The sequence below is a fragment of the Algoriphagus sp. NBT04N3 genome, from assembly GCF_019443765.1.
GTDB lineage: Bacteria > Bacteroidota > Bacteroidia > Cytophagales > Cyclobacteriaceae > Algoriphagus > Algoriphagus ornithinivorans.
In genome coordinates this window covers 3,827,028-3,839,632 of the sequence record NZ_CP048415.1, presented here as the reverse complement: position 1 = coordinate 3,839,632, position 12,605 = coordinate 3,827,028, and the positions used below count along the sequence as shown (strand labels likewise).

Here is a 12,605-nt window from a genome sequence, read left to right as displayed (position 1 = left end):
TCAGAGGCAACGGTTATTGAGTTATTAGTTATTAAGGGCGGTCCATTATTCATGATGAAGGATGTATTTCCTAATAACTGGTCTTTCATTTTTAGCAGGGGAGAAAGGTTGGAAAAAAACTTTGCGATCTCCTTTGCGCCTTCAGCGGCTCAGCGGTACAAATTAATCTCGAAAATAGCGCAGCGGCATCGCGATATTGTCTCCCGCTAAGAATTTAAGAAGCAAAGAAAAAGTTTAAAGTTTGGACGTCACTGCGAGCGCAGCTTGCGGAGCGCGGCAGTCTCAATTTCTCTAGCTGAGTTGCAACGGAGCAGCGATAATGTATCCCGCAAAGAAAAGAAGTGGCTAAGAGTTTAGAATGCTATGTTTTCTATCATTCCTATGCTGTTTAAAAATAATGGCTTGCAGAGGCGCGGCGACGCAACGGTTTTATCTCTCGCAAAGACTGGAAGAGGCAAAGAGTTTAGCATGTTATGTTTTCAATCTCTTGTAAGCGATTAAAATATGCTTTCAGGTTAGAAAAATAAAGAGTGAAAGAAGCAAGATTTTTCAAAGATTTCGTAAAACGCAACGCAGATTCTTTGAGCGCATAAATCCGCAATTTTCACCAATCTGATGGGTGTTTTGACATTTTTAAGTTAAAACATTATCGCAGAATTCTGATCAGGCTTCAATTTTCTAAAAGATAGAATATTTCCACGAGGCATATAGATGAGAGTTAATTGCTCATGGTTTAATGTTTCCAGATAATAACAAAAAACAAATCCCTCTTCATCTTTAATTTGAAGGTACTTCTGATCTTTCAAATCCGTTTCCTTGTATTCGCTACAAGTGGTTTCCCAATCAAGAATGTTAAAAACCCCTGAACTTGATTCGTTTTGGCCCTCATATTCACTTTGAAATAAGAAAGGGTTAGAAAACTCCCAAATGAGCTTTTGATCTTCCTCACTTATCCATTTTCCAATTATAGCCCGAGGTATGAATTCTTGTGAAAAGCCAATTGGAATTCCCGAAAAACCAAAAAGAAACAAGAAAACAGCAATCAATTTTTTCATTCGATAGATTGATCTTTTGGGAATCGAGAACGGATTGGTTGTCCATTACTATATACAGTAGTTCCTATCCAGCTTTCATCCCAATTATATAAATTAAATTCTCCAGAAAAATTATTGGGGATATTCAAGTAGCCTATCAGGTGAAAATTATTCGCTGAAAAGATGTGCTCCGTGTCTTCAGAATTAATTTTTAAAAAATATGGTGCATATTCCTTTTCCTGTTTTTTTACCAAAACTAGAGAGGTTCGTACGGATTTAGGGGGCTTTTTATTTCCTGTGACGCCAAACATCATCCCATTTGGATAGTGAACCGGAATCTCAATAGCTGTGCGATTTTTGGAATCAATCAAAACCAAAGCTCTTTCCCAATTGAACTCCCGAGTCAAAAATTTGGGATCTAATCTATCTGATTTAGTTTGTAAAGCTTTCAAGTCCATGGCTTCTTGATTTTGCTGTAACCATTCTCTCGCCTCTATGACTTCAGGGCTTAATCTCTTCAGATCTGGATTTAAACCGTCTTGCACACAAGCGGAAACTGAAAGGACAAAAATTAATAGATATACAATTTTTCGCATGGAGTATTTAAAAGTAGGATTCTCCTTTCAATAAAATAAAATCTGAAACAATTACAAAGAAGCTAGTTGGTTTTTAATTTTGTTTGATCTCCATCAAAGAGGCAAAGTGTTTTTTCAATTGTCTATTCTAAACTAAAAACACTGATTTTCTCAGCGAACTCTTTGCTCCCTACACGTCTTTTTGGGTTAAAATCAATCCACCTTTAACTCAGACCTCAATTTTAAGACATAAAAAATCTCAAAAGTCCCTGTGTCCTTCGTAAATCTTAAATCAGAACTCAAAAATAGCTATTGAAGTATAAGAGTTTCTTCAACACCTCTTTTACCCTACTTTCATTCGTAGCTCGCCTTGCCTTTTGACGATTTTCAGGTCAAAATACTGATTGATAAAAGCCTTGCAATTATTCTCAGCCCATTCAGCTCGGGATTCTGTGTCATACAGAACAGTCATTCTAAGCATGGTTTTGACATACTGCTCATGATTACCCAGCTCCTTCACGTAATTGATGAATGAATTTTCCCAATCCTCTTTAAACTTTTCGAAATGAGATTTTCCGTCAAAAAGTAATTCCAATTGATTATCTCCATGCTTAAATCGGTAGATTCCACAAAGCTGGCGGTAAATCATACGGATTCGGTCTGTTGGAAATTCAAAGCTGTCAAGAATCCTAGCATAGGTCTGATCCATTAGCTGCAATGGATTGTACAGGTATGTGTAGGAGCGCTTTAGCTCATAAATCATCTGCTCCAAAAGTTCCTCCTCCAGCACAAACTGAGCCTGTCTCAGGATATAGTTTTTGTCTAATGGAAAGAGTTTTTCGATCATAAAGCCTTGAATAACTGAGCAAAAATAGAAAAAACTGATGAAAGTCTCGGAATAAGCTTGAAGTTTTAACGTATAAAAACAAATATTAGTCTGAAAATCACCCCAAAAGAAAAAACTACCAATCAGCGGGTCTCCGTGCTTGATATGCCGCCATTTGATCCAATAAATCCACTGGGTCATCAGAAACTATGAGAAGCTCTTCCTGCTCTGGATACAAGAATCCAGAATCCATCGCATGGTTCAAGAAATCAATCAATTTGTCATAATAACCATTGACATTGTATAAGGCCAAGGGCTTTTGAATATAATGCAACTGGTTGAGCGTCATGATTTCGAAAAGCTCTTCGAGGGTTCCTATTCCGCCAGGCATGGCAATAAATCCATCTCCTCTTTCTGCCATCAGCCATTTCCTATCTCTCATCGTTTCTACCACAATCAACTCCGTGCAGCCCGTATGAGCGACTTCCCGATCAACTAGCTTTTGGGGAATTATCCCAAGGACTTCTTTATTTCCTGCCAGCATCTCATCGGCTATTACCCCCATCAATCCTACTCTTCCTGCTCCATACACTAAGGAAAGGTCTCTTTTGATCATTTCATGAGCTAAAGCTCTTGCAGCAGATTCAAATACAGAAGAATTTCCTTTTTTGGATCCGCAATAAATGGTGACTTTTTTCATACTATTAAAATCTGTTTTCGAAGTTAGAGCTTTGATCCTGCATACCCAAGTTCAACCGTGTCAGCCCATAGATATTTTTCTATTTTTGAATTATGAAAATCTGTTTTGCTACCAATAATGCCAAGAAAATAGAAGAGGTAAAAGCTGCTCTTGGTGATAAATTTCAAATTGTTTCTTTGCTGGAAATAGGTTGCCACGAAGAATTACCGGAAACTGGAAATACGCTCGAGCACAATGCATTTCAAAAAGCCCGATATGTCAAGGAGAATTATGGAGTAGATTGTTTTGCGGATGATACCGGCTTGGAAGTGGAGGCTTTGGATGGAGCTCCGGGTGTGTACTCTGGAAGGTACTCTGGAGAACCCCGATCAGACGAGCGGAATATTGATAAACTTTTGGAGAATCTGAGAGGCAAAGCAAATCGTAAAGCGAGGTTTAGAACTGTCATAGCATTGATTCTGGATGGAAAAGAACATCAATTCGAAGGAATAGCGGAAGGACAGATACTTGATAAGCGGATTGGTGAAAAAGGTTTTGGATACGACCCGGTATTTCAGCCAGAAGGATATGAGAAGACTTTTGCAGAATTGAGTATGGATGAGAAAAACCAAATTTCCCACCGGGGAAAGGCAGTAAATCAATTGATTAAATTTCTAAGCCAAAGAAAATTCTGATAAAAGGGTGAAAATGATTTAACTTTGTGCCCATGCAAAAGCCATTTATCGTCGGGATCACTGGGGGTTCTGCTTCAGGAAAGACCCTTTTCTTAGAGCGTTTATTGAGTACTTTTGAACCCGGCGAGGTTTGTCTTATTTCTCAGGATAATTATTACAAACCCAGACACTTGCAGCCCGTAGATGCCCAAGGGATACATAATTTCGATACTCCTTTTAGCATTGATTTTGAAGCCTATGCTTCTGATATCCGTAAAATCCAAGCTGGAGAAACTGTACAAAGGGAAGAATACACTTTTAATAATGCTGCTAAAAAGCCAAAAATGCTGACTTTCAATTCAGCTCCAGTGGTAGTAGTGGAGGGAATATTTGTTCTTTATTATCCCGAATTGGCAGAGTTGTTAGATTTGAAAATTTTTATCGATGCCAAAGACCATATTAAACTCAAAAGAAGAATCATCCGAGATAAAGTAGAAAGAGGCTATGACCTGGATGATGTGCTTTATCGATACGAAATGCACGTCATGCCTACCTATGAAAAATATATCAAGCCTTTCAAAAATGAGGCGGATTTGATCGTTCCAAACAATCATAGTTTCGATAAAGCGCTGGAAGTGATCCGTACTTATTTGAGAGCCAAGTCTGGTAAATAAGCAAAAAAACATAGCTAAATTACTTGGGAATCAAAATATGGCTATATTTGCATCCCATGAATAGCAAGAAGACAAATAGCAATCTTTTGAAGCAGCGGGTCACCGTTTTGCTTGCTTTGCTTTTGTGTTTCTTCATCTCTTCAGTAGAATATACTGCATTGGACGAGTCGGTTCAAACCGAGCAACATACCAATTCTGATCAAGAACAAACTTTTTTGAGCGTTGCAGTAGATGCCGTAGTTCCATTTGCGGTTCAGGTGACCCACACAGTATTCTATTTGATATATGAAATTGTCAGCTTCGAGCCCAGATCTTTTGTAGCAGAAGCTGTTTCCATTATTCAGCCCAATCAGCTGGTTGAAATACTTTTTGAGCGGATTATATCCACTAAAGGACCCTAAAACCCTCTTTTTTCTAATTTAAATCTGCAAGCTGCTCTGCAGCATTGCCTAATTCTGTATTCACAAATAATAATTTAATATCTAATCCCTATGCAAAACAAAGGTGTCATTGTGTTTTTGACAGTGATTATTACAGGCCTCTGTCTGTACTATCTGTCATTCACATTTGTATCTAATGGCATTCAGAAAAATGCATCCGAGTATGCAACTGATGCTTCCGGCAATGTTGATTTTGCCAAAAGAAGAGCTTATCTGGATTCCATCTGGAGAGAGCCTGTTTACAATTTTCTAGGTGCTGATTTTACTTATCAGGAGATCAAAGAAACCGAACTTGGTTTGGGTCTGGATCTTCAAGGAGGTATGCACGTGACTTTGGAAGTTTCCCCGGTGGAAATCGTCAAAGGTCTGGCAGGAAATCCCAAAGATGAAGGCTTTAACAAAGCAGTAGAAGATGCCAGACAGGCAGCAAAAACCTCTACAGATAAATTTGTCAACCTATTCTATTCCGCTTGGCAGTCCAATAATCCAAATAAAAAGCTAAGCAGCATTTTCGCAACAGCTGCGAACAGAGGAAGAATCTCTTTGGAGTCTTCTGATTCTGAAATTTTGGATATCATAGACAAAGAAGTTGAAAATGCGATCGATCGTTCTTTCAACATTTTGAGAACTCGTATCGACCGTTTTGGTACTTCTCAGCCAAATATTCAGAGAATCCAAGGTTCTGGAAGAATCCAAATCGAGCTTCCAGGTGTGGATAATCAGGAAAGAGTTAGAAACTTGCTTCAAGGTGTAGCTAAACTTCAGTTCTGGGAAGTAGCTGAATTGAATGATTTAGGCGGTTCTTTGGAAGCAGTAAATGCGGCTTGGGTTGCTGACAACAAATCTTCCAACACTCCTGCTGCTGCTGATACAGTTTCCACAGAAAATATGTCTGAGGAAGATTCTCTAAGAAATGCTTTGGAAAAGCAGTTGGCAGAGATTGACCCGTTGAATCCTAGCACAGATGTTTCTCCAGTTTTCAGCTTGTTGTATCCAAATTACGGTTTGGCTTATCAGGTGAGAGATACCGTTGTGATCAACAGAATATTGAAAAACCCTGATTACAACTCTCTTTTACCAAGAGATATCAAATTGCTTTGGGGAGTAAAACCATTCACTCCGGAAGGAACTAGCGACGAGGTTCTCGAACTTTACGCTATCAAGGCTCCAAGAGGAACAGATGAAGCTCCTTTGGAAGGAGATGTGGTGACAGATGCCCGTCAGGTTTTGGATCAAACTTCCAGACCTGCAGTTTCCATGCAGATGAATGCTGAAGGAGCTAGAAAATGGAGATCCTTGACCGCTGCCAATATTGGAAAAAGAATTGCAGTTGTACTAGACAACTATGTATATACAGCTCCAGTAGTAAACGGTGAAATTCCTACAGGACAATCTGAAATTTCAGGTTCTTTCAGCCTTCAGGAAGCTCAGGATTTGGCTAATATCTTGAAGTCAGGTTCTCTTCCAGCGCCTACTCAAATCGTAGAAGAAAGTATCATTGGTCCAACATTGGGTAAAGAAGCTCAAAGTCAAGGCGTGTTCTCTATGATTTCCGGTTTGGTGATCGTAGTGCTATTCATGTTGGCTTACTATTCTAAAGGTGGACTTGTAGCAATTGCTGCATTGGTGTTCAACATCTTCTTTATCCTAGGAATTCTAGCTCAGTTAGGTGCTGCACTTACATTGCCAGGTATCGCAGGTATCGTGTTAACCATTGGTATGTCCATTGATGCGAACGTTCTGATTTTCGAGCGTATCAAGGAAGAACTTAGAAATGGAGCAGGATTGATTGCGGCAATTAACTCTGGTTACAATAAGGCATTCTCTGCTATTTTGGACTCCAACGTCACTACCTTCTTGACCGGTGCTATTTTGTACGCCTTGGGTCAGGGTCCTGTTAAAGGATTTGCAATCGTATTGATGATCGGTATTGCTTCTTCATTTTTCTCTGCGGTATTCATCACAAGAGTAATTGTGTCTTGGATGAGCAAAAAAGGTGACAAGAGCTCTATCAGCTTCTCTTCTCCAATTGCAAAAAATACATTGAGCAGCTTAAACTTCGATTTCTTAGGAAAGCGTAAAATAGCTTATTTGATCTCTTCAGGAATTATTATCCTTGGTTTAGGGATTGCTGCTGTCAATGGATTGAAATTCGGTGTTGACTTTACTGGAGGTAGATCTTACATCGTAGCTTTTGAAGAGCCAGTAGTTCCTTCTGAACTGAAAGTCGGTTTGGATGGTGAATTTGATGGTTCAGTAGAGGTGAAAACATACGGTGCAAACAATGTATTGAAAGTTACTACTTCCTACTTGATCAATGAAGATGATGATGCTTCTAACAAACAAGTAGAGGAAAAAGTAAAATCAGGAATTGCATCAGTAACTGGATTGACTTTCACAGATGATGCTGAAAATCTTACTTCAGGACAGTTTGCTATCACAGGTTCATCCAAAGTAGGAGCTACAGTTGCAGATGATATCAAAGCTTCCTCTGTGGAGGCGATGCTAGCTGCATTGATTGCCATCTTCCTTTATATCTTGGTGAGATTCCGTAAGTGGCAATTCTCTTTGGCTTCCATCATCGCATTGATTCACGATACATTATTTGTGATTGCAGCCTTTGCTATTGCAAGCGCATTTGGGGCAACCTTCGAAATCGATCAAGTATTTATTGCAGCGGTGTTGACAGTGATTGGTTATTCCATCAACGATACCGTGATCGTATTTGACCGAATCAGAGAGAATATCGAAAACAGAGGTACTGGTAAGCTTGTGAAAATCTTTAATGATGCCATTAATCAGACATTAGGACGTACTTTGATTACTTCATTCACAACATTGATTGTGGTAATTGTACTCTTGATATTTGGTGGCGAAGTGTTAAGAGGATTCTCTTTCGCATTGTTCATCGGTATCCTAGTAGGTACTTATTCTTCCGTATACATCGCTACTCCTATTGTAGTAGACTTGATGAAGCGTGAGATTGAAAGTGAAAAAGAGAAAGAAGCTAAAAAAGTCAGCTAATCTCTAGCCTATATAATTGTAAAGCCACTCCTTTTTGAAGGGAGTGGCTTTTTTAATTACTTGCTATGCAGACTTAGCTGGATAGGGTTTTGAGGCGATTTTATTTTAAGAATTTTCCCTTACCGGATACCTAGTAAAGATTAGCAATCAATTTTTATTACAAGAAATCTGAAAGCATTTCTATTCGAAAGAAATCGGCATTGATAGAAAGGATTTTGAAGCCTCTTTATTTCAGTCTATAAATTCCATTGCTTTCCAGTCTATATTCTCTTGCCAGTTCTGGATAATCTTTCAGTAGCTTTTCAAAAACTCCCTCCTGATCCAAAATAAGCGAAGGCCTTTGGCTTTGGATCAACTGGAATAATTTGGCGCGTTGCGGAAGGCTTCTATCCATTTCAAGGAATAGCTTGCTTAGATGGAAGTTCAAAAAAGGTCCTTCGAAGGTTCCAATGAGGTAAGGACTGATGTCGTCTCCTAATATCATCATTCCTTTTCCATCATATTTGGCTGAAGAATTTTCTTTGATGAAGTAGTCGGATTCTTTTTTTACTTCCTCAGACATCCACCACCAGCTAAATGCAGGCAAAGCGATAATAAGAAGATAAAAAGCTATGGTGGCAATGCTTTTTTTGACAGTCAGAAAAAATGGTGTAATCAAATAACTAAGTCCCGGAAGTAAAATAACCAATTGAAACCCTGCCTGTCTTTTTGAAAAGAAAATACTCAGTACAGCAAAAATTAGCCAAATGACCATCAATTGTCTTTGTTTTTGCTGATTGATGGTGGAAGCTCTAAAGACTGAACTGAAAAACAAACCTACCAAAGCAAGTAAAACCGGAAGCGCACCTAAAATCAACCAATTCAAATAAGGTTGATATAGGTACTTTTCGGATACAAAGATCAATGGCCATATTTCTATTGCTTCATCTAATCCATTATTCCAATAGTAAAAAACAGAGATCAATAATATGGGCAAGAGATATCCCATGAGAGAAAGCATCAGTTGTCTAAATGAAAACCCACTGATAGCAATGCCTACTAAAATCATGTAGGGAAGGAAAACCACGTAGATAGGATGAAATCCTGTAGCAAGTCCTCCATAAATACCGATCAACAAGGTTGATTCGGTGCTGTCTTTTTGGAGTACTGTTTGTGAGAAAAGCTTGGATAAGGCCAAAACCAAGAATGTACTTCCCAATAATGCGGGTGAAAGACTTAAGGTATCAAAGCTGATATGGAAAAGCGCCAACATGATGATAGCTGGCAAATAGGTGTTTTCATCATAAACCCGGTATTTGATTAATACGTTGTTCCAGAAAACAACTTGGAACAAGACTAAAATCCTTCCAAGAATTTCCAGCATGAGCGGATTCCTGCCAAAAAGAAAATCCAACAAGGAAAATAATCCTGCTGATAATGGCCCGGTATCATCAATAATGTGTTGGTAAAGAAAAACACCATTGCCAAGGCGCTCTCCTAATAACATCCAATTTAGCTGTGTAGCAGTAATCGGAAAATCCGAAAATAGGATGTAAATAAGGCTCCAAATCACCAGGAACAGCAATATTCCTATGAGTCGGAAAGGATCGTTTACTTTGAAAAATTGATACAAGGTGTTGGGTATTCGTTAAGGATTGCCCCGAAATTAAAGCTTGCCCAAGTATTTCGCTAAATTTGTACCACAAATACTTTATATGGAAAGTAAAAGACAACAAAAACACGCAAAACTCCTGCAAAAGGAGTTAGGAGAAATTTTTCAAAAAGAGGCTAGACATCTTGTTGGTAAAGCCATGGTTACTATTACCAGGGTGTTGGTTAGTCCCGACCTAGGTGTAGCCAAGGTTTATCTGAGCTTTTTGCTGGCAGATCCTCAGTCTACCTATGAGTTGATCAATGATCATAAAAAGGAAATCAGACTTTATCTGAGCAAGAGAATCGGGAAATCTGTTCGAATTATCCCTGAGCTCGCCTTTTTTCCTGATGAATCAGCCTCTTATGCTCAGCATATGGACAAAGTCATTTCCGGTCTGGATATTCCACCTGCACCTGAGGAAGAAGAAGAGGAAGACGAAGATTAATTTCAGCGATTGAATCTCAGTTATTTTATAGCGGCCCGGTATTTCCGAAGTAAAAAAAAGCGGAATTTCATCACTGTGCTTTCTACCATATCTATGGTGGGAGTTGCAGTGGGTACTATGGCTTTGGTCATTGTCATGTCTGTTTTCAATGGTTTGGAGGACTTGATCCGTGGGCTTTTTGCCAGCTTTGATGCCGAATTAAAAGTAGAAGCGAGCCTGGGTAAAAGTTTTGAGGTGGATGAAGAATGGCTTGGAGGAATTAGGGCCATTGAGGGCGTCGCGGTATTAACAGAAGTGATCGAGGACAATGCCTTATTAGACTATAAAGGCAATCAGTTGGTAGGAACGATCAAGGGTGTATCGGATAATTTTCTGGAACAAGACCGATTTACCCGTGGATATTTTTGGGGAGACACCACACTGGGGACTGACCTGAGACCCGGAGCTATTCTGGGGAGAGGTGTTGGATTTTTTCTTTCAGTCAATCTGGATGATCAGAATGTTCCTTTAAAAGTTTTTTATCCCAAAGCACCCCGCAGTGCTGCCACCTTAGATCCAAGCCAGTTATATGCTTCGGCAGTTTTGGACCCGGTAGCTTTCTTCTCTGTTGAAAGACAATTCGATGATGAATATGTCATTGCACCCTTAAACTTTACCCGCGACCTTTTGAATTACGGAAATCGAAGAACTTCCCTAGAAATCAAAGTAGCAAAAGGAAATACTGTTGCGGAAGTTCAAAAAAGACTAAAAGCCCATTTAGGAAGTGATTTCACTGTGAAAAATACGGATGAACAGCATGCGGGATTATTAAGAACAGTGAAATTGGAAAAACTTTTTGTCTTCCTGACGCTCACGTTTATTCTGGCGATAGCCTCATTTAATATTTTCTTTTCTCTGAGTATGCTGGCTATTGAGAAGAAAAAGGACATTGCTGTTCTCAAAGCCATGGGAGCTCCAGATCGATTGATTCAAAAAATATTTTTGAAGCAGGGAGCTTTAATAGCCTTTACAGGTGCTTTGATTGGTTTGGTCATGGGCTATTTGATTTGCCTCGCCCAGCAATCTTTTGGTTTAGTATCCTTGGGAATTGCCTCTGCTGTGGTCGATGCTTATCCGGTTCGGATTGTACTTTCAGATTTTGTTTGGATCAGTTTAGCAGTCGTCACCATTACATTGCTTGCTTCTTGGAGGCCAGCTTTTATAGCTTCTAGAGTAGATACTATCAAAGAGCTTTAAAAAATTAATTGCAGATTTTTTGCTTGACCTCTCCTATATTTTCCATTCCGAGTTGCACTGCTTTGGTCAGATCATTACAGGCATCAGATGCCCGATTCAGTCTGTGTAAAGTAATCCCTCTGTGATAATATCCGCTGGCATTGCTGGGATCAATACTGATTAATTGTATGAAATCAGCCAAGGCCAATTCGGTCTTATTTTGATAATATCGGGCTTGTCCTCTCCCCAAAAGCAATTCAGGCTCTTGCTCAGTCAGAAACATAGCTTCGGTAAAATCCTGTTCAGCCTTGATCCAATTTTTCAGTTTGGCATATGTTTTTGCTCGGTAAAACCAGTTTTCCGCATCCTCTGGATGCAGTGATATAGCTTCTGAAAAGTCGGTCAATGCCCCTTTGAAGTCTGATTGGGAAAATTTATAATAGCCTCTAATCTTCCACGGCAGAGGGTTTTCAGGATCCGTAGAGATTGCTTTGGTCAATTCTTCCAATTTCTCCCTGTCCCCTCCCTGACGGATGCTCAAGACTCGCTGCTTAGCCAGATAATGATCAGGATTGATTTGCAAGGCTTTTTCCAAGGCAATCAAGGCTGCCTGATCCTGCTTTTCATCCATGAGTAGCTTGCCTTTTTCAGCATAGAAATCTGACTCAAGTGGACTATAGTATATAGCAGAGTCCAATAGGGAAATGGCAGTTTCAACTTGCCCTTGGCCAGCTTTACTCAAAGATAAAAGATATAAAATCTGAGAAGGGTTTTCGGATTGGTCGGTGAAAATGGAAGAAACTCCACTGTCTGTACCGGAGGTTTTATAGATAATTCGGGTAGTCTCTCCTTTAGGTAATCTTCTATAGGTTTTAAAATCAGCCTCAGCCTCTTCAAATCTTTTTAATCGAAGAAATAAGCGCCCCCTATGCAAATAGACGGGAGTCATCTCAGGATTGAGCGCCAAGGCTTGGTTGTAGTTTTCCAAAGCCAAAAAATCACTCATTCCATCAAATTGCTCGTAAACTTGACCCAAGTACCAATAACCTTCAGGGTCTCGTGGATTTTCTCGCAACCAGTTGTCAAAAAGGAGAAAAGCAGACTCATAATCTCCCTCATTATAGGCCTGAATTCCTAAATCAAAATCATTTTCCTGGGCGAAGGTGCTAATGCCCAACCCAAACATTAAAATGAAAATGAACACGTATTTTATCATCGGGATTTTTTTTCAAGGTAATTTTTTTCGAAACATGTAGAAAATCCACAGCATTTTTGGGATATCATTCCGGAGATTTTATCCCATTGATTTACGATCAAAAATCAACTTTTGGTCAGGCCTTTCCAAAAAAAGGCCATAATTTTGAAAATGAGGCACGTTTCTTGGTT

At 39.3% G+C, this 12,605-nt stretch carries 12 protein-coding genes; 6 read left to right on the top strand and 6 right to left on the bottom strand.

Annotation, left to right across the window (positions count from 1 at the left end):
* Positions 1-638 precede the first annotated feature (638 nt).
* The 4 genes from GYM62_RS16645 to GYM62_RS16630 form a co-directional block, all read right to left on the bottom strand.
* Complete coding sequence (locus tag GYM62_RS16645) at positions 639-1,055, bottom strand: hypothetical protein (RefSeq protein ID WP_219957236.1); 417 nt, start codon at positions 1,053-1,055, stop codon at positions 639-641.
* Positions 1,052-1,630, bottom strand: a complete 579-nt coding sequence (locus GYM62_RS16640) for a hypothetical protein (RefSeq protein WP_219957235.1) — start codon at positions 1,628-1,630, stop codon at positions 1,052-1,054. The genes GYM62_RS16645 and GYM62_RS16640 overlap by 4 nt, the downstream gene beginning before the upstream one ends.
* A 322-nt stretch (positions 1,631-1,952) precedes the next feature.
* Positions 1,953-2,456: a hypothetical protein gene (locus GYM62_RS16635; RefSeq protein ID WP_091653617.1), complete on the bottom strand. Its 504-nt coding sequence runs from the start codon at positions 2,454-2,456 to the stop codon at positions 1,953-1,955.
* A 115-nt stretch (positions 2,457-2,571) separates the two neighbouring features.
* Positions 2,572-3,135, bottom strand: coding sequence for a TIGR00730 family Rossman fold protein (locus tag GYM62_RS16630; protein WP_091653619.1), 564 nt, complete (start codon positions 3,133-3,135; stop codon positions 2,572-2,574).
* 92 nt (positions 3,136-3,227) lie between these two features.
* Between GYM62_RS16630 and GYM62_RS16625 the strand changes: the two genes are divergently transcribed.
* From GYM62_RS16625 to secDF, 4 genes are all read left to right on the top strand, one after another.
* Entirely contained in the window at positions 3,228-3,809 is a 582-nt protein-coding gene (locus tag GYM62_RS16625; protein ID WP_219957234.1) for a non-canonical purine NTP diphosphatase, read from the top strand.
* Positions 3,810-3,841: 32 nt separating this feature from the next.
* Positions 3,842-4,462, top strand: a complete 621-nt coding sequence (locus GYM62_RS16620) for a uridine kinase (RefSeq protein WP_219957233.1) — start codon at positions 3,842-3,844, stop codon at positions 4,460-4,462.
* Between the two features lie 56 nt (positions 4,463-4,518).
* Positions 4,519-4,863 carry a hypothetical protein gene (locus GYM62_RS16615; RefSeq protein ID WP_219957232.1) on the top strand — a complete coding sequence of 115 codons (345 nt, stop codon included), beginning with the start codon at positions 4,519-4,521 and terminating at the stop codon, positions 4,861-4,863.
* A 90-nt stretch (positions 4,864-4,953) separates the two neighbouring features.
* Positions 4,954-7,926 carry a protein translocase subunit SecDF gene (gene secDF / locus GYM62_RS16610; RefSeq protein ID WP_219957231.1) on the top strand — a complete coding sequence of 991 codons (2,973 nt, stop codon included), beginning with the start codon at positions 4,954-4,956 and terminating at the stop codon, positions 7,924-7,926.
* Between the two features lie 226 nt (positions 7,927-8,152).
* On the opposite strand, the gene GYM62_RS16605 is transcribed toward secDF, so the two are convergent.
* Complete coding sequence (locus tag GYM62_RS16605) at positions 8,153-9,478, bottom strand: hypothetical protein (protein WP_219957230.1); 1,326 nt, start codon at positions 9,476-9,478, stop codon at positions 8,153-8,155.
* A gap of 142 nt (positions 9,479-9,620) precedes the next feature.
* Between GYM62_RS16605 and rbfA the strand changes: the two genes are divergently transcribed.
* Both rbfA and GYM62_RS16595 read left to right on the top strand, forming a co-directional pair.
* Positions 9,621-10,004 (top strand): 30S ribosome-binding factor RbfA, encoded by a 384-nt coding sequence (rbfA, locus tag GYM62_RS16600; RefSeq protein ID WP_091653629.1) that lies wholly within the window; start codon positions 9,621-9,623, stop codon positions 10,002-10,004.
* Between the two features lie 9 nt (positions 10,005-10,013).
* The gene (locus tag GYM62_RS16595) at positions 10,014-11,240 is read left to right on the top strand and encodes an FtsX-like permease family protein (protein WP_219957229.1); all 1,227 of its coding nucleotides are present in this window, start codon (positions 10,014-10,016) and stop codon (positions 11,238-11,240) included.
* A gap of 4 nt (positions 11,241-11,244) precedes the next feature.
* On the opposite strand, the gene GYM62_RS16590 is transcribed toward GYM62_RS16595, so the two are convergent.
* Positions 11,245-12,423, bottom strand: a complete 1,179-nt coding sequence (locus GYM62_RS16590; protein WP_219957228.1) for a tetratricopeptide repeat protein — start codon at positions 12,421-12,423, stop codon at positions 11,245-11,247.
* Between the last annotated feature and the right edge of the window lie 182 nt (positions 12,424-12,605).

What these genes read in the sequence shown, in the direction of transcription:
- GYM62_RS16630 (WP_091653619.1), bottom strand. Translation starts at nt 3,135, where the DNA reads ATGAAAAAAGTCACCATTTATTGCGGATCCAAAAAAGGAAATTCTTCT.
- GYM62_RS16640 (WP_219957235.1), bottom strand. Translation starts at nt 1,630, where the DNA reads ATGCGAAAAATTGTATATCTATTAATTTTTGTCCTTTCAGTTTCCGCT.
- rbfA (WP_091653629.1), top strand. Translation starts at nt 9,621, where the DNA reads ATGGAAAGTAAAAGACAACAAAAACACGCAAAACTCCTGCAAAAGGAG.
- GYM62_RS16620 (WP_219957233.1), top strand. Translation starts at nt 3,842, where the DNA reads ATGCAAAAGCCATTTATCGTCGGGATCACTGGGGGTTCTGCTTCAGGA.
- GYM62_RS16645 (WP_219957236.1), bottom strand. Translation starts at nt 1,055, where the DNA reads ATGAAAAAATTGATTGCTGTTTTCTTGTTTCTTTTTGGTTTTTCGGGA.
- GYM62_RS16625 (WP_219957234.1), top strand. Translation starts at nt 3,228, where the DNA reads ATGAAAATCTGTTTTGCTACCAATAATGCCAAGAAAATAGAAGAGGTA.
- GYM62_RS16635 (WP_091653617.1), bottom strand. Translation starts at nt 2,456, where the DNA reads ATGATCGAAAAACTCTTTCCATTAGACAAAAACTATATCCTGAGACAG.
- secDF (WP_219957231.1), top strand. Translation starts at nt 4,954, where the DNA reads ATGCAAAACAAAGGTGTCATTGTGTTTTTGACAGTGATTATTACAGGC.
- GYM62_RS16615 (WP_219957232.1), top strand. Translation starts at nt 4,519, where the DNA reads ATGAATAGCAAGAAGACAAATAGCAATCTTTTGAAGCAGCGGGTCACC.